Here is a 16,490-nt window from a genome sequence, read left to right on the forward strand (position 1 = left end):
GATGAGATGGGAATTCGTGTGGCTACCACTAACGAGCTGAAGAATGGCATGGTCCTTCGTATCGAAGGTCAACTCTGGAGCATTGTTGAGTTCCAGCACGTCAAGCCGGGCAAGGGTCCCGCCTTTGTCCGCACGAAGATGAAGAATGTGCGCACCGGCAAGTCAGTGGATCGGACCCTGAACGCTGGCGTCAAGGTGGAAACGGCAACTGTGGACCGCCGCGACATGCAGTACCTATACAACGACGGCACTGATTACATCTTCATGGATATGGCTGATTACGATCAGATCCCGGTTTCCCCAGAACTGGTTGGCGATGCAGCCAACTTCCTCTTGGAGAACCAAGAAGTTATCGTGGCCTCGAACGATGGTCAGGTCTTGTTCGTTGAGCTTCCCCCGTCGGTTGTTCTGACGGTCACATACACGGAGCCGGGCCTGCAGGGTGACCGTTCCTCGGCTGGAAGCAAGCCAGCAACACTGCAAACGGGTTACGAAGCGCAGGTTCCGCTGTTCATCAATCAGGATGACAAGGTCAAGGTGGATACCCGCACTGGCGAATACATTTCGCGAGTAACTGAGTAAATGGCACGAACAACACAGCGGCGCCGAGCACTGGATGTGCTTTTCGAGGCCGATGAGAAGGATCTCCTTTCGGCGGATCTCCTCATCGAACTCCTCGAAGAGCGCCAACTCGTCTCAACGGCGCAAGTTCCGATTGGGGATTTCGGCTCTCAGATTGTGCGCGCCTATGCGGGTGACATGCTGAATGTTGATACCTTGATTGAGGCCGCGAGTGAGGACTGGGCGCTCGACCGTATGAACACGGTTGATCGCTCGATCCTCCGGCTCGGGGCTGCGGAGCTCTCCGTTCTGCTCACCAAGCGTGCGGCAGTGGTCACGGAGTGGGCGGATATCGCCAGAGAACTCTCCACGGATCGATCCGTCGGTTTCGTCATGGGCGTTCTCAATAAGGTAGCGGATATCCGCGAACGCGAAACACAAAACTGAATAATCCTGTCCTTTAACACCCGTCCAGTGAGGCGGGAAAGGAGGCCCTCGTGGCACAAATATTGGATTCAGATGATATCTCCCGATCGCTCCGGCGCATCGCGCATGAGATCATCGAGCGCAACCACGGAGCAGAGAATCTTCTGCTCCTCGGCATCCCCACAAGGGGAGTGCCCCTAGCTCACCGGTTGCGTGATGCACTGGCCGATGTGGGGGTGAATGTTCCACTCGGCACCCTCGACATCACGATGTATCGCGATGATCTGCGATCCCAACCCACCCGGACACTGGGTCCCACCCAAATCCCCGGAACCATTGACGGCAAAATCGTTGTGCTCGTAGACGATGTCCTGTTCTCAGGACGTACGATCCGCGCGGGGCTCATGGCCCTCTCCGATATCGGCCGCCCCGAAGCGGTACAGCTGGCCGTTCTTGTAGATCGCGGACACCGCGAACTGCCCATTCGGGCGGACTATGTGGGAAAGAATCTTCCCACCTCACGCAGCGAACGCGTGATGGTCACCCTCTCTGAAACCGATGATCACGATGGTGTTCGGATCGAGGAGGACTGATATGAAACACCTACTCGACACTGAATCCCTTTCACTCGACGAAGCATTGAACCTGCTGGACACCACGGAAGCGGTGGCGGCAACCCAAGCACGAACGATCAAGACACTGCCTGTGCTGCGCGGACACACGGTCTCCACGATGTTCTTCGAGGATTCCACGCGCACGCGACTGTCCTTTGAAACGGCGGCCGATCGCCTGTCCATGGATTGCATCTCCTTCTCCGCGAAGGGATCATCCGTGTCCAAGGGCGAATCGCTCAAGGACACCGCTCAAACCATTGTGGCCATGGGCGCTGAGGCGCTCATTGTGCGCCACCATGCCTCCGGCGCTCCCCAGCGCTTGGCGAACGCAGGTTGGGTGGATGTGCCGATCATCAACGCTGGTGATGGCATGCACGCTCATCCCACTCAGGCATTCTTGGATGCTTTTACGATGCGCCGCCACTTCTTCGATGAGTCCAAAGGTAAGGATCTGGCAGGCCTACGCGTGCTGATCGTGGGGGATGTCCTCCACTCACGCGTTGCCCGCTCGGATGTTCACCTCCTGCACAAGCTCGGAGCCCAGGTTACCTTGGTTGCTCCGGCCACATTGTTGCCGGTGAACATGGAGAACTGGCCGTGCGAGGTGTCCTATTCCTTTGACGAAGCTTTGGCTACTCACCCTGACGTGGTGATGATGCTCCGTGTCCAGCATGAGCGCATGGGCTCAGGTGGGTTCTTCCCCTCACCACGCGAGTACCAGTACAACTATGGGCTCGATGAGGCCCGCCTTGGCGCGGCTGGCAGCCAAGCGCTGGTCATGCACCCTGGCCCGATGAACCGAGGCTTGGAAATTACGGCGGGAGCCGCTGATTCCGTCCAATCGGTTGTGACCGAACAGGTCACCAACGGCGTATCCGTCAGGATGGCTGCGCTCTACCTCTTGTTGGCACACGGTGAGGAGATTTCGGCATGAGCACCTACATTATTCGTCACGCAGACCTTCTTGGTAACGGCCCGGTTGATATTTGCATCGCCGACGGACTGATCGCGCAGGTGGGCCCGAACCTCCAGATTGATGGCGAGGCCACGGAGATCGAGGCCGATGGGCTCATCGCCCTCCCGGGTCTCGTGGACCCCCACACCCACTTGCGTGAGCCGGGACGCGAGGATCAGGAAACGGTTCTGACGGGAAGCCGTGCGGCCGCCGCCGGTGGTTACACCTGCATCAATGCCATGCCCAACACCAACCCGGTGCAGGACAACCGGGCCGTGGTGGAGCAAGTCTTAGAATTTGGCAGGGTCGCAGGCTACGCGGATGTTCGCCCGGTAGGCGCCGTGACGGCTGGATTAGAAGGAAAGAAGTTGGCCGCGCTTGGTCCGATGGCCGAATCTGGGGCGCAGGTTCGATATTTTTCCGACGACGGTAAGTGCGTATCTGATCCAGTGCTCATGCGCCGTGCGCTTGAATACGTCAAATCTTTCAATGGAGTAGTTGCTCAACACGCTCAGGATCCGGGCCTGACCAAGGGCGCGCAGATGCATGAAGGAGAGGTGTCCGCAGAACTCGGGCTGGCTGGCTGGCCAGCGGTGGCAGAAGAGGCGATCGTTGCTCGCGATTGCCTTCTCGCCGCGCACGTGGGTTCGCGGGTCCACATTCTTCATCTGTCCACTCGCGGATCGGTTGATCTGGTGCGGTGGGCGAAGAAGCGGGGGTATCCCGTCACGGCAGAGGCAACGCCCCACCATTTGAGCCTTGATCACACCGAGGCGCGTTCCTACGATCCACGCTTTAAAGTGAACCCGCCGCTGCGGACGCAAGATGATGTTGCCGCCCTACGCGAGGGCGTTGCCGACGGCACGATCGATGTTATTGGCACCGATCACGCCCCGCACGCCATCGAAGAAAAGGATGTGGAGTGGAACGCCGGTGCCAACGGCATGATCGGGTTGGAGACTGCGCTGTCCATCGTCAAGGAATCGTTGGTGGATACCGGGCTGTGCTCTTGGGAGGACGTGGCGAGGCTCATGAGCTACGAGCCCGCCACGATCTGCCAGAATCCCGGGCAGGGCCGCCCAATCGAACCGGGCGAGCCAGCCAATATCTGCCTTTTTGATCCCCATGCCACGCGCACGATCTACGGGAGCGCGCAGCATTCGGCAGCGCGCAATACCCCGTGGGAGGGACGCGAGATCTCGGGCGAGGTCCGATACACCTTCTTGCGCGGAGTTCCAACAGTGTGGGCAGGCAAGCTTAAGGAGAACCTGTGAGAGAACCAGCACTTGTTGTGCTCGAAGATGGCACGGTGTTCAGCGGGCACGCCTACGGGGCTCGCGGGCGCACGCTAGGCGAGATCGTCTTTTCCACCGGTATGACCGGCTATCAGGAAACATTCACGGATCCCTCCTATCACCGCCAGATCATCGTCATGACGGCACCGCATATTGGCAACACCGGAGTGAATGCGGAGGATCCAGAATCCTCTCGCATCTGGGCCTCTGGGATCGTTGTGCGTGACCCGGCACGCCGCGCCTCCAACTGGCGCGCCACCGGCACCTTAGATGAGGAACTGGAGCAGCAGAACGTTGTGGGTATTTGCGATATTGATACCCGCGCGCTCACACTCCACCTACGTGATCGCGGGGTGATGCGCGCTGGCATCTTCTCCGGCGGCGCACTGCCCGCCGGTGCGGCAGAGAAGAATCCAGCCGCCATTGAGGTGCTCGTGGACCTTGTTAAGGCCGAGCCGTCCATGGCCGGCGCCAATCTAGCCAGCGAGGTCACCACGCCCGAGGCCTACACGGTGGAACCCGATGGGCAACCCGTGGCCACCGTGGTGGCTGTGGATCTGGGCATCAAGGCCCGCACCCCAGCGCGGCTCGCCCAGCGCGGAGCGCGCGTGATTGTTGTCCCGCAATCTGTCACCATCTCCCAGATCAAGGCATTCGCGCCGGACGGCGTGTTCTTCTCCAATGGTCCGGGAGATCCCGAAGCATCAACAGCAGAGGTGGATCTTCTGCGCGAAGTTCTGGACGCAGGTTACCCATTCTTCGGAATCTGCTTCGGAAACCAGTTGCTGGGCAGAGCGCTTGGTTACGGCACGTACAAGCTTGAATACGGGCACAGGGGAGTCAACCAACCGGTCCTTGACCGGGCCACCGGCAAGGTGGAGATCACGGCGCATAACCACGGCTTCGCCGTGGATGCTCCCACGGATCACACATCCACTGCACCGTTCGAGGACGGAAAGTATGGACGCGTGGACGTGTCCCACGTAGGCCTCAATGACGGCGTGGTGGAGGGGCTGAACTGCCTCGATATCCCTGCCTTCTCCGTCCAGTATCACCCGGAGGCCGCAGCCGGACCACACGATGCGGACTACCTCTTTGACCGATTCATCAACCTTATGGAGGCCAACTGATGCCACGCCGTCAAGATATTTCCTCCGTACTGGTGATCGGTTCAGGGCCGATCGTCATTGGTCAGGCCTGCGAGTTCGATTACTCGGGAACTCAGGCCTGCAAGATCCTTCGCGAAGAGGGCCTTCGAGTTATTCTGGTGAACTCAAATCCCGCCACGATTATGACCGATCCGGAGATGGCCGACGCCACCTATATCGAACCCATCACTCCTGACGTGGTGGAACGCGTGATCGCCAAAGAGCACCCCGATGCACTCTTGCCAACGCTCGGTGGCCAAACCGCCCTGAATACGGCGATGGCGCTTGATGAGTCCGGCGTGTTGGACCGCTACGGTGTTGAACTGATCGGCGCCCGCGCCGAAGCCATCACGAAGGGCGAGGATCGCGACGAATTCAAGAAGGTCGTGGATAAGTGCGGGGCGGAATCTGCCCGCTCCATCATCTGCAACACGCTCGCTGAATGCCACGAGGCGGCCGAGGAGCTCGGCTACCCCCTCGTGGTTCGCCCTTCCTTCACAATGGGCGGGCTCGGATCTGGTTTCGCTTACGGCCCCGCAGATTTGGACCGCATCGCGGGCCAGGGCCTTCACTACTCTGCCACCACCGAAGTTCTTCTTGAAGAATCGATTCTCGGATGGAAAGAGTATGAGCTTGAGATCATGCGAGATCAAGCGGATAACGTCGTCGTCGTCTGTTCTATCGAAAACGTAGATCCGGTGGGCGTGCATACCGGTGATTCCATCACCGTTGCTCCAGCGCTCACACTCACGGACCGTGAGTACCAGAAGCTCAGGGATATCGGAATCGCGATCATCCGGGAAGTGGGCGTGGATACCGGCGGATGTAATATCCAATTTGCGGTGGACCCGGCTACTGGGCGAATCATCGTGATCGAAATGAACCCGCGCGTGTCCCGTTCCTCCGCACTGGCCTCCAAGGCCACGGGGTTCCCGATCGCGAAACTGGCCGCGCGCCTCGCACTGGGATACACGCTGGACGAAATTCCCAACGACATTACCCGCTCCACTCCGGCCTCCTTTGAACCCACGCTCGATTACGTGGTAGTCAAGGTTCCGCGGTTCGCCTTCGAGAAGTTCCCCTCGGCCGATCCTGTGCTGACCACCACCATGAAATCCGTGGGTGAGGCGATGGCGATCGGGCGAAACTTTGCCGAGGCCCTTCAAAAGGCGATGCGCTCGATCGATAAGTCTGGCTCCGTGTTTACGTGGGCGGGCAAGAGCGAAGGCGCGGATCTGGCCAAACTGGTGGAGGAGGCGGCCACCCCCACGGAGGGACGGCTGGTCAAGGTTCAGCAGGCGCTCTATTCTGGCGCGACTCTGGAGGACCTGTTCAATTCCACGAAGATCGATCCGTGGTTCCTTGATCAGATATGCCTCATCAACGAGGTGGCCGAGGAAGTTGGCGATAGCCCAACGCTTGCCTCCGATGTGTTGGCGTACGCCAAGCGGTACGGGTTCTCTGATGCCCAAATCGCTCAGATCCGCGGGTTGAGCGAAGAAACGGTTCGGGAGATCCGGCGATCATACGGCATCCACCCCGTCTTCAAGACCGTGGATACGTGTGCGGGCGAATTTGCCGCGAACACGCCATATCACTACTCGAGCTACGACGAACAGAGTGAGGTGGCTCCCCGGCAGCGTGAAGCCGTGATCATTCTGGGATCGGGCCCGAACCGTATCGGACAGGGAATCGAATTCGATTACTCGTGTGTTCACGCGAGCCAAACCCTCTCCGAGGCCTATGAAACCGTCATGGTGAACTGCAACCCGGAAACGGTTTCCACGGACTATGACATCTCCGATCGCCTGTACTTCGAGCCGCTGACGCTCGAGGACGTACTGGAGGTATACGAGGCGGAAAAGGCGGCCGGTCCTGTGGCCGGAATGATCGTACAGCTGGGCGGGCAAACGCCCCTCTCGCTAGCCAAGGATCTGCAGAGCGCCGGCGTACCCATCATCGGTACGCAACCCGAGGCGATCGATGCCGCCGAGGACCGTTCGCTGTTCGGGGGAGTGCTTGCTAGTGCCGGGCTGGATGCCCCAGCCTATGGCACAGCCACAACCGATGAGCAGACCATCGAAATCGCCAATCGGGTGGGATATCCCGTGCTGGTGCGCCCCTCCTACGTGCTGGGCGGGCGCGGCATGGAAATCGTGTATGCGGAAGGCCAGTTGCGCGAGTATCTGGCGCGCCACGAAGATTCCCGTGTGGATGCTTCACGGCGGCGAGCCCCGTTGCTTGTGGACCGGTTCCTTGACGCGGCCACTGAGATTGATGTGGACGGGCTGTATGACGGTCAGGAGCTATTCCTTGGCGGCGTCATGGAGCACATCGAGGAATGTGGTATTCATTCGGGCGATTCCGCCTGTGTGCTTCCTCCAATCACCCTGTCCCAATCTGTCATGGAGCGGATCAGGCAGGCCACGGAAGCGATCGCGGCTGGCGTGGGCGTGCGTGGGCTCATCAACATCCAGTTCGGGTTGATGAACGATGTTCTCTACGTGATCGAGGCTAATCCTCGCGCTTCGCGCACCGTGCCGTTTGTTTCCAAGGCCACGGGAGTGCAGTTGGCGAGGGCCGCTTCGTGGGTCATGGCTGGAAAGTCTATAGCCGAGCTGCGCGATTCTGGGCTGTTGCCAGCACGTGATGCCACGGTTTTAGACCTGCGTGCCCCGATCGCCGTTAAGGAAGTAGTTCTCCCCTTCAAGCGGTTCCAAACCAAGACAGGCGCCGTCGTGGATACCATTCTGGGTCCCGAGATGCGGTCAACTGGTGAGGTGATGGGATTTGACTCCACCTTCCCCGTGGCCTTCGCGAAGGCCCAGAAGGGCGCCTACGGTGGGCTGCCGGAAGACGGAAACATCTTCGTTTCGCTGTCCGATGTGGACAAGGGGGCTGCCATCCATCCGATTCTGTACCTGGTGGAGCACGGCTTCGAGATTTTTGCCACGGCGGGAACGGCCTCGGTGCTGACCCGTTACGGTATCCCCGCCACCACGGTTCGCAAGGAATCCGAAGGGATCGGGCCGAATGGCGAGCCCACCATCGTGGACCTCATCAACTCGGGGGCGATCGATATGGTGCTCAACACACCCGGAACACGCGAATCTCGTAAGGACGGCTACGCCATTCGCGCGGCCTCAACGGCAGCTGACAAGCCGATCATCACCACCGTCAAGGAGTTCGCCGCGGCCGTTCAGGCCATTGCGGCCTCCCGGCGTGGAGAGTTTGCGGTCAAGAGCCTGCAGGATTGGATGGAGGCGAAGTGAACTTCGGAGAACGCCTAGCGGATCGAATGGACGATCTGGGCCCCGTTGCCGTGGGGATTGATCCGCATGCTGGGCTGTTAGATGCGTGGGGGCTTCCCGATAGCGCAGCCGGTGTGCGTGAGTTTGGGCTGCGCACCGTGGATGCCTTGTGGGAGAGAGCGGCGGCCTTCAAGCCGCAGTCCGCCTTCTTCGAGCGGCACGCGGCCGCCGGTGTTGGTGCGTTAGAGGATGTGATGGAGCACTGCCGCCAATCGGGTGTGCCCACCATTTTGGACGTGAAGCGCGGGGATATCGGTTCCACGATGGACGGGTATGCTGACGCCTACTTGTCTGGGCCGCTTCGCGCCGATGCCATCACGGTTTCGCCCTATTTGGGGCCGGGTTCCCTTTTGACGACGGCGAGGCGCGCTCTTGCAGGCGATCAGGGGCTGTTCGTTCTTGGCCTGACCTCCAATCCCGAAGGTGCCGACATTCAGCATGTTGGGGGATCTGGCGCGAGTGTTGCTGGGAAAGTGGCGCAGGCTGTCAGTGCGTGGAACGAAGCGGCGGCACCCGGAACCGTTGGTCCGTTCGGGCTTGTGGTGGGTGCCACCATCGGGGATGCGGCACGCGAGCTAGGCATCGATTTGGCGAGCTTCCGCGGCATCTTCCTCGCGCCTGGTGTGGGCGCGCAGGGAGCCGGGGGCAAGGAAGTTCGCGAGGTATTTGGGGATGCGCGCGTGCTTGCATCTGCCTCACGTTCCATCCTCGGGCGAGGGCCGGATGCTGCCGGATTGCGCGGGGGATTAGCGGCCATCGTCGATTCACTGTAGTGCCGCTGGAGTAGGATATGCCCATGGAACAGTCTCATCATGTGTTTCTCCTCGCTGGCCCTTCAGGAGTTGGGAAGGGCACCGTATTGCACGAACTGCGCGCACGCGATCCTGAGTGTTGGATATCCGTTTCGGCTACCACGCGCCCGGCTAGGCCGGGAGAAATCGATGGCGTTCACTACCATTTCGTGAGCGATCAGCAGTTTGATGAGCTCGTGGCAGCTGATCAGATGCTCGAGTGGGCGGTGGTGCACGGCAAGCATCGCTACGGAACTCCTCGCGGACCCGTTGAGGAGGCTGTGGCCGCCGGGCACATCGCCATCCTCGAGTTGGATCTGGACGGCGCGCGCCAAATCCGGCAATCCATGCCAGATGTGTTTCAGGTATTCCTCAAGCCGCCCTCGTGGGAGGAACTCGTGCACCGGCTTCGGGGACGAGGTACCGAATCCGAGGAGCAGATTGCGCGCCGGATCGAGACTGCTCGCGTGGAGATGGCGGCTGAAAGCGAATTTGACGCCACCGTGGTCAACAATTCAGTGTCCGGCGCCACGGATGAGCTGCTCCACATCATGGGACTAGACAAGTAGACTATAGGCTTGCACGCCGAATGAAGAGGTAACACATGTTTGGAACTGTTCCGAACCCCGAAGGCATTACTAACCCGCCAATCGATGACCTGCTCAAGAGCATCGATTCGAAGTATGCCCTCGCCGTTTATGGATCCCAGCGCGCCCGCCAGATCAATTCCTACCGTCAGGAAATGACACGGGCCGATGGCAATATCACTCACTTCGGACCGCTCGTTGAGGCGGGCCCTGAGGATAAGCCGCTCTCCATCGCTCTGCGGGAGATTGCCGAAGAGAAGCTCGAGTGGCGCAACGGCGAAGAGTGAGCCGAGTAGTTGTTGGAGTAACCGGGGGGATTGCAGCCTATAAGGCCTGCATTCTCGTCCGGCTGCTTCGCAAATCGGGCATTGACGTCCATGTGATCTCCACGGCCGCTGCGCTCACCATGGTTGGCCGGACAACATGGGAGGCACTCAGCGGCAACCCCGTGTACACCGAGACCACGGACGATGCCGCGAATGTGACACACGTCCGGCTGGGCCACGAGGCCGATCTCATCATCGTGGCCCCTGCCACCGCGAATACCCTCGCGAAGCTGCGTGCTGGGCTCGCGGATAATCTTTTAACCTCCACCATCTTGGCGGTGCGATGCCCCGTCATGCTGGCCCCGGCCATGCACACCGAGATGTGGCTCAATCCCGCGACTCAAGAAAATGCCGCCGTGCTGGCGGACAGGGGATTCCAGATCATCGAGCCAGCTTCTGGACGGCTGACCGGTGCCGATGCCGGTATTGGGCGTTTACCCGAACCGGAAGAACTGTGTGAAGCAGTGTTATGCGAGCTGGGCGGGGATACCTCTCTGGCGGGCAAACGCATTGCGATTTCGGCCGGTGGCACCCACGAATCCATCGATCCCGTGCGGTTCATTGGAAACAATTCGTCCGGCCGTTTCGGGGTTGCTCTGGCGCGCGAGGCGCATCGGCGTGGAGGCGAGGTCACCATCGTTGCGGCCAACGTTGATTCCAACGTGTTGAAGGATGCGCGTGGCGTGAGCGTTCAGCCGGTTGTTTCTGCCCGCGATCTCCACGATGGGATGCGTCAGGCCGCCGAACGTGCAGATATCGTGATCATGGCCGCTGCTGTGGCAGATTTCCGCCCGGAGCACGAATCATCGAGTAAGCAAAAGAAGGATGGCACAGCCACTCGCTCGCTGGACCTGGTGGAAAACCCGGATATTTTGTTCGATCTAGCCCATCATCGCTCACACGCAGGCCAGATGGTGATCGGATTCGCGGCCGAAACTGGGGACGGACAGAGCAGCGTGCTCGAATACGGGCGTGCGAAAGCGGCCCGCAAAGGCGCCGATCTCATGGTGGTCAATGAGGTGGGCACGGCGCGTGGCTTTGGAAATGTGGATACGGCTATCACTATTATCGATGCAGGCGGGACGGTCCATGGCAGTGGACAGGGATCCAAAGCGGACATGGCCAGCCTTGTATTCGATACGATTCAACAATTGCAGGAGAACATGTGACCTACCGGCAGCCTTTCACGTCCGAGTCAGTGACAGAGGGGCACCCTGACAAGGTGTGCGATCGGATTTCAGACACGATACTCGATGCCATGATTGCCGAGGATCCGGCAGCCCGGGTGGCTGTCGAAACAATGGCCACCACGGGGCTCATTCATGTGGCTGGCGAAGTAACCACCGATGCCTACGTGGAGATCCCACATCTGGTTCGTGAAACCATTCGGGAGATCGGGTACACCTCGTCCGATGTAGGTTTCGACGGGGCGTCCTGCGGCGTCACGCTTTCGATTGGGCAGCAGTCCCCGGATATTGCCGGAGGCGTTGACCGATCGCTGGAGGCTCGCGAACAAGCTGCGACCGATCGCTACGATTCTCAAGGCGCTGGCGATCAGGGGCTCATGTTCGGATATGCGAGCAATGAAACGCGCGCCCTGATGCCCGTTCCGATTCAACTGTCCCATCGCCTAGCTGAGCGCTTGGCAACGGTGCGCAAGCACGAGGTAGTTCCCGGCCTTCGCCCCGATGGCAAGACTCAGGTGACGATCACCTACGAAGATGACAAGCCAGTAGGTATCGATACCATCGTCATCTCCACGCAGCACGATCCGGATGTGGAAGGCGGCTGGCTTCAGCGGGCTCTCGGCGAGCACGTGGTGGAGCCAGTACTCGAAGCAGAGGGCTTAGATCTTGACATCAGCTCCACGCAGCTCATCGTCAACCCCTCCGGCAAGTTCGTTGTGGGAGGCCCCATGGGAGACGCCGGGTTGACCGGCCGCAAGATCATCGTGGATACGTATGGCGGCATGGCTCGTCACGGCGGCGGCGCTTTCTCCGGAAAGGATCCGTCCAAGGTGGATCGCTCTGCCGCATATGCTGCACGCTGGGTGGCGAAGAACGTTGTGGCCGCGGGGCTTGCGGCGCGCTGCGAGATTCAGGTTGCCTACGCCATTGGGCGAGCTCATCCTGTATCGGTGCGTGTGGAGACCTTTGGCACCGAAACTGCACCCATCGATTCCATTCAGAACGCCGTGAACAAGGTGTTTGATCTGCGCCCAGCCGCCATCATTGATCAGCTGGATCTGTTGCGTCCCATCTATGCGCAAACGGCGGCCTATGGGCACTTCGGGCGCGAGCTTCCCGAGTTCACCTGGGAACGTACCGATAAGATTGATGAGCTGTTGCGGGCGTTGTAGCCCCACATTGGATGATGGCCGGGCCTGAGTGGCTCGGCCATTTTTCTTGCCCACGACAGTGTGTTACTGTATTAATCGAGTAATACAGTTGGAGTGCGCATGGACATTGATGAGTCGAGGCCAATATGGCTGCAGCTAGTTGACGAGTTTCAGCGCCGCGTTGTTGCTGGCACGTGGCAGCAAGGAGCCAAAACTCCGAGCGTGCGCGAATTGGCCACAGAGCTCGGCGTTAATCCGAACACTGTTCAACGAGCCTTGAGCGAAACGGACCGGCTGGGCCTGACCGTTCCGATGCGAACGTCGGGACGATTTGTGACGGAGGACGAAACGGTTATTCATACAGCCCGCGCCACAGTGGCGCAAGAAACTATCGATCGGTTTGTGGTGGCACTGGCCGGAATTGGAATGGACCGCGATGAGGCAATCTCCATGTTGCGATCGCGGTGGGAGGCCCCCACGCGGGGAGAGGACGAATAATGACTGTGATAGACGTCCGTCATCTGACGAAGAAGTACCGGGGCAGGACAGCCCTTGACGATCTGAGCCTCGAATTGCAAGCAGGCCAGATCGTGGGCCTCATGGGAGATAATGGCTCAGGAAAAACCACGCTCCTGAAGATCCTCGCGGGCGTGCTCGCGGACTGGAGCGGCGAGGTGAGCATTGCCGGGCATCGGCCCGGGCCCGAATCGAAAGCGGCTGTCTCCTTCTTGCCTGACGCGTCCTTTCTCAGGAACGGCGATACGAGCGCACAGGCACTCGCGGAATATCAACGGTTCTTTTCCGATTTTGACGCGGCGAAGGCGCAGACGATGCTCGAATTCTTCGGCCTTCCCTCAGATCTCACATTGAAAGAAATGTCTAAAGGCATGCGGGAGAAGGTTCAGATCGCTCTTGCCATGTCACGTCACGCGTCCATCTACCTGCTGGATGAACCGATATCGGGAGTTGATCCGGCATCTCGCTCTGTCATCTTGAACGGAATCCTCGAGAACTTCCAGCCCGACGGCCTCATGGTCATTTCCACTCATCTCATTCGCGACGTCGAATCCATCGTGGACACAGCCGTATTCCTACGGAATGGCCGTGTGATCGTGCAGGGCGGGGCTGATGACCTCCGTGATCAGTACGGGGCAGGACTGGATGCGATCTTCAGGAAGGTGTATGCAGCATGATCGCCACTCTTTTTCACCATGAGTTTCTTACGACCCGCCGGGCGCTGCTGTCCATTACCGCATGGTTCTTTGTGGTTGGTGTGATTGCGCTAGTCCCTGTTGCGATCCCGATTCCATTTGTGGATCTGGCCGGCAATCTCATTGCTCTGGCGTGTTTCATCCTTCTTGTCCCCGTGCTGATGGGCTACCTCGTCTACAACTACTGGCAAACAATGTATGGGCGACGTGGGTACTTCACCATGACGCTGCCTATGCGAGGCAGGGCCATCTATTGGGCGAAAACGTGCTATGCAATCACCGTTACTCTAGCTGGCACACTCGCTGCTGCCGCTGGCCTATTCGTGACATCGCTCGCCGCGGACATTGGCGGACGCTCGAGTCTCGGGACAACAATTGGTCAGATCTGGGAGAACGTGACGGGCACATACGGGAACGCTGTGGGAGCGCTTGTCCTACTGGTTGGTGTACAGGTTCTGTGCCTTCTCCTGACAGTGCCAGCCATGATGTCGATCAGCGCGCAGGCGCGATTCAACCGTTTGGGTATCGGTGCTCCCGTGATCGGGGCAATCGTGCTCTACCTGACCTATCAAGTGAGCTCACTGATTGCCATGATGTTCGTGCCGCTCGGATTACGTATGCAGGGCCCTCAAGCTGGAACGTTCGTGGCTGAGGGGATGTGGCCGGAAGTGTCCGAACTCATGAGCACGCCAGCATCGAGTGCGGATTCCATGCCGGAGATTCTGGGCCTCGGGATGCTTTTCAGCGTGGCCGTGCTGACAGTGTGGATTGTCTGGTGGGGTATCCGGTCCATCGAACGGCGAACGTCACTGCGATAGTGTGGGAGCATCGTGGTGAAATAGAAGTATGCACGATGAACTACCGGGATTGGGTGCCCTGCCGGACTACGGCGAACAGGGTTCCTTGCTCGATGCCGGAGTTTCCACACGGAGTGTTGTTGGCGAAGTGAGCGATCCCGTGGCTCACGTCCACCTAGAAGTGCCCCAGCCCCATATGGACCGCGTCTTTGATTACTTGATACCAGCAAAGCTGGACGAGACGGCACGCGTTGGTACGCGAGTGATGGTGGACGTTGGTGCGAGGCAGGTTCCAGGCTTCATCGTTGCACGCGATTCGGTTGCCGGTGCCGGTGCGCAGTTGAGGCCGCTACGCCGGGTGGTTTCGCCGCTTCCGGTCTTGTCGGAGGCGATGTACCAGCTGTGCCACGATGTGGCGGCGCGTCAGGCAGCATCGGTTGCAGATGTCCTCAGGTTGGCGATCCCACCGCGCCATGCGCGTGCCGAGAAGGAATTCGTAGAGGCCGGAGATCAAGAACCCGCCAAGGGAACCACTTCCGGCCCGATCGGTTCTGGCTTGTGGGAGCACTATCGGGGTGGTCCCGCCTTTATCGAGCGTATTGCGGCAGGCGGCGATCCTCGGGCAGTGTGCGCTGCGCTCCCAGGAAAGGCTGGCAGCATCCGCGCGTTGGCAACGGCCTGCCGCGCCGCGATCACCTCAGGACGATCGGCGCTGATCGTGGCGCCAACTACTCGCGAGGCCCATCGGCTGGCCGAACGCCTCGGTGAGCTCACCGGCGCTCCGGTCGCTCTATATCTGGGCGAGGCTCAGAACTCCGAACGGTATCGGACCTTCTTGGAGATTCTTCACGGCCGCTGCTCGATCGTTGTGGGCACGCGCGGGGCTATGTGGGCACCCCTTCCCGATCTGGGGCTGTGCATTCTCGTGGACGATGTGGCCGATACGCTGCGCGAACCGCGTTCCCCCTACGTCCACGTTCGCGATGTCCTCGCGCTGCGTTCACGCGCTGACCATGCGGCTTTGCTCATCTACTCCCCGTATGTGAGCGAGGAATCGGCAGGCTGGGTGGAATCCGGCTTCGCCGCGCTACTCGAAGGCAGCCGGGCTCAGGTTCCGCACGTGAGTACGCCTGATCAATGGGATCACGAACACGCCCACTGGGCGCGCCTGCCCGAAGCGGCATTCCGCGTTGTACGCGACGGCTTGACCCGCGGGCCCGTCCTCATTCTTGTGCCGCGGGCTGGCTACATGCCGATCATCGCATGCGCTCAGTGCAACTCTTTGGCTACCTGCCAGCAATGCGGAGGGCCGCTTGCCATTGGACGCGGGGGAGACACCCCGCGGTGCGGGAGGTGTGGTGCGGCTCCGGCCGGTTGGGTGTGTCACGAATGTTCCGGCACGCGGCTGCGGGCCGCGCGCATCGGCTCCCACCGCACGGCTGAGGAGCTGGGCAAGGCCTTCCCGGGTACGGGCATCATCCTCTCCGGGGCGGCGGACGGCATCTCTCAAGCGGTGAGCGGCAAACCGCGCCTCATCATCGCAACACCCGGTGCGGAACCGGCAGCGCGCGGCGGATACGCGGCCGCACTTATACTGGACGCTCGCTACCTGATGGGCAATGGCCTAGGCGCAGAAACGCAGTTCATCCGGCGCTGCGCGCGTGCCATCGTCCGGGTCCGGCAGGGCGGTCACGTCATGATCGCTGGCGGAGCGGATCCGGAAATCGTCACCGCCCTGAAGACGTGGCAATTGGGACGCTACGGGCACGAGCTCCTCAAGGAACGCGAAGATCTCCACCTGCCGCCCACGTCCCGCTGGTTCGGCATCACCGGCATGCCGCGGGACATCCGGCGCTACCTCGCCCTTGCCAGAATCGGCTTAGGAGAGCGCACCGCCGAGGAGCGCAAGGATACTGATCTGTTAGCCACGGGTGTTCACCCGCTGGTGCCCGGAATCGATGTGCTCGGCCCTATACCGGGTCCCCGCGAGGGAGAAATCACCGTGTACGTCCGAACTGGCCTTGACGAAGCAGCACACCTCGCGGACGCACTGCGAAGAACGTATCGTTCCTATTCTGCCTCGGCGGTTGGCAAACCTCTCAAAATAGAGGCCGATCCAAGTATGTAAAC

General features: G+C 60.2%; 15 protein-coding genes and 1 pseudogene. All 16 read left to right on the forward strand.

Annotated features, from left to right (window positions below):
• Positions 1–18 precede the first annotated feature (18 nt).
• The 16 genes and pseudogenes from efp to ACTHV6_RS05725 all read left to right on the forward strand — a co-directional run bounded on the left by efp (position 19) and on the right by ACTHV6_RS05725 (position 16,488).
• Positions 19–582: an elongation factor P gene (gene efp / locus ACTHV6_RS05650; RefSeq protein WP_441386307.1), complete on the forward strand. Its 564-nt coding sequence runs from the start codon at positions 19–21 to the stop codon at positions 580–582.
• A complete protein-coding gene (locus ACTHV6_RS05655; RefSeq protein ID WP_441386308.1) occupies positions 583–1,008 on the forward strand; it encodes a transcription antitermination protein NusB in 426 nt (141 codons plus the stop codon).
• Between the two features lie 32 nt (positions 1,009–1,040).
• Positions 1,041–1,580: pseudogene (gene pyrR, locus ACTHV6_RS05660) on the forward strand (bifunctional pyr operon transcriptional regulator/uracil phosphoribosyltransferase PyrR); the annotation flags it as partial.
• Position 1,581: 1 nt separating this feature from the next.
• The gene (locus tag ACTHV6_RS05665; protein ID WP_441386309.1) at positions 1,582–2,535 is read left to right on the forward strand and encodes an aspartate carbamoyltransferase catalytic subunit; all 954 of its coding nucleotides are present in this window, start codon (positions 1,582–1,584) and stop codon (positions 2,533–2,535) included.
• A complete protein-coding gene (locus tag ACTHV6_RS05670) occupies positions 2,532–3,830 on the forward strand; it encodes a dihydroorotase (RefSeq protein WP_441386310.1) in 1,299 nt (432 codons plus the stop codon). The genes ACTHV6_RS05665 and ACTHV6_RS05670 overlap by 4 nt, the downstream gene beginning before the upstream one ends.
• Positions 3,827–4,981, forward strand: a complete 1,155-nt coding sequence (gene carA, locus ACTHV6_RS05675; protein WP_441386311.1) for a glutamine-hydrolyzing carbamoyl-phosphate synthase small subunit — start codon at positions 3,827–3,829, stop codon at positions 4,979–4,981. Before ACTHV6_RS05670 ends, carA begins: the two co-directional genes overlap by 4 nt.
• Positions 4,981–8,271, forward strand: a complete 3,291-nt coding sequence (gene carB, locus ACTHV6_RS05680; RefSeq protein ID WP_441386312.1) for a carbamoyl-phosphate synthase large subunit — start codon at positions 4,981–4,983, stop codon at positions 8,269–8,271. The genes carA and carB overlap by 1 nt, the downstream gene beginning before the upstream one ends.
• Positions 8,268–9,083 (forward strand): orotidine-5'-phosphate decarboxylase, encoded by an 816-nt coding sequence (gene pyrF, locus ACTHV6_RS05685; RefSeq protein ID WP_441386313.1) that lies wholly within the window; start codon positions 8,268–8,270, stop codon positions 9,081–9,083. Before carB ends, pyrF begins: the two co-directional genes overlap by 4 nt.
• Before the next feature lie 23 nt (positions 9,084–9,106).
• The gene (gene gmk / locus ACTHV6_RS05690) at positions 9,107–9,670 is read left to right on the forward strand and encodes a guanylate kinase (RefSeq protein WP_441386314.1); all 564 of its coding nucleotides are present in this window, start codon (positions 9,107–9,109) and stop codon (positions 9,668–9,670) included.
• Positions 9,671–9,705: 35 nt separating this feature from the next.
• Positions 9,706–9,975, forward strand: a complete 270-nt coding sequence (rpoZ, locus tag ACTHV6_RS05695; protein ID WP_441386315.1) for a DNA-directed RNA polymerase subunit omega — start codon at positions 9,706–9,708, stop codon at positions 9,973–9,975.
• Positions 9,972–11,183, forward strand: coding sequence for a bifunctional phosphopantothenoylcysteine decarboxylase/phosphopantothenate--cysteine ligase CoaBC (gene coaBC, locus ACTHV6_RS05700; protein WP_441386316.1), 1,212 nt, complete (start codon positions 9,972–9,974; stop codon positions 11,181–11,183). The genes rpoZ and coaBC overlap by 4 nt, the downstream gene beginning before the upstream one ends.
• Positions 11,180–12,373, forward strand: coding sequence for a methionine adenosyltransferase (gene metK / locus ACTHV6_RS05705; protein WP_441386317.1), 1,194 nt, complete (start codon positions 11,180–11,182; stop codon positions 12,371–12,373). Before coaBC ends, metK begins: the two co-directional genes overlap by 4 nt.
• 99 nt (positions 12,374–12,472) lie before the next feature.
• Positions 12,473–12,850: a GntR family transcriptional regulator gene (locus ACTHV6_RS05710; RefSeq protein WP_441386318.1), complete on the forward strand. Its 378-nt coding sequence runs from the start codon at positions 12,473–12,475 to the stop codon at positions 12,848–12,850.
• Positions 12,850–13,545 (forward strand): ABC transporter ATP-binding protein, encoded by a 696-nt coding sequence (locus tag ACTHV6_RS05715; protein ID WP_441386319.1) that lies wholly within the window; start codon positions 12,850–12,852, stop codon positions 13,543–13,545. Before ACTHV6_RS05710 ends, ACTHV6_RS05715 begins: the two co-directional genes overlap by 1 nt.
• Complete coding sequence (locus tag ACTHV6_RS05720) at positions 13,542–14,381, forward strand: hypothetical protein (RefSeq protein ID WP_441386320.1); 840 nt, start codon at positions 13,542–13,544, stop codon at positions 14,379–14,381. The genes ACTHV6_RS05715 and ACTHV6_RS05720 overlap by 4 nt, the downstream gene beginning before the upstream one ends.
• A gap of 28 nt (positions 14,382–14,409) precedes the next feature.
• Positions 14,410–16,488, forward strand: a complete 2,079-nt coding sequence (locus tag ACTHV6_RS05725; RefSeq protein ID WP_441386321.1) for a primosomal protein N' — start codon at positions 14,410–14,412, stop codon at positions 16,486–16,488.
• Positions 16,489–16,490 lie beyond the last annotated feature (2 nt).

Origin of the sequence: Ancrocorticia sp. (assembly GCF_052089425.1) — a bacterium.
Lineage (GTDB): Bacteria > Actinomycetota > Actinomycetes > Actinomycetales > Actinomycetaceae > Ancrocorticia.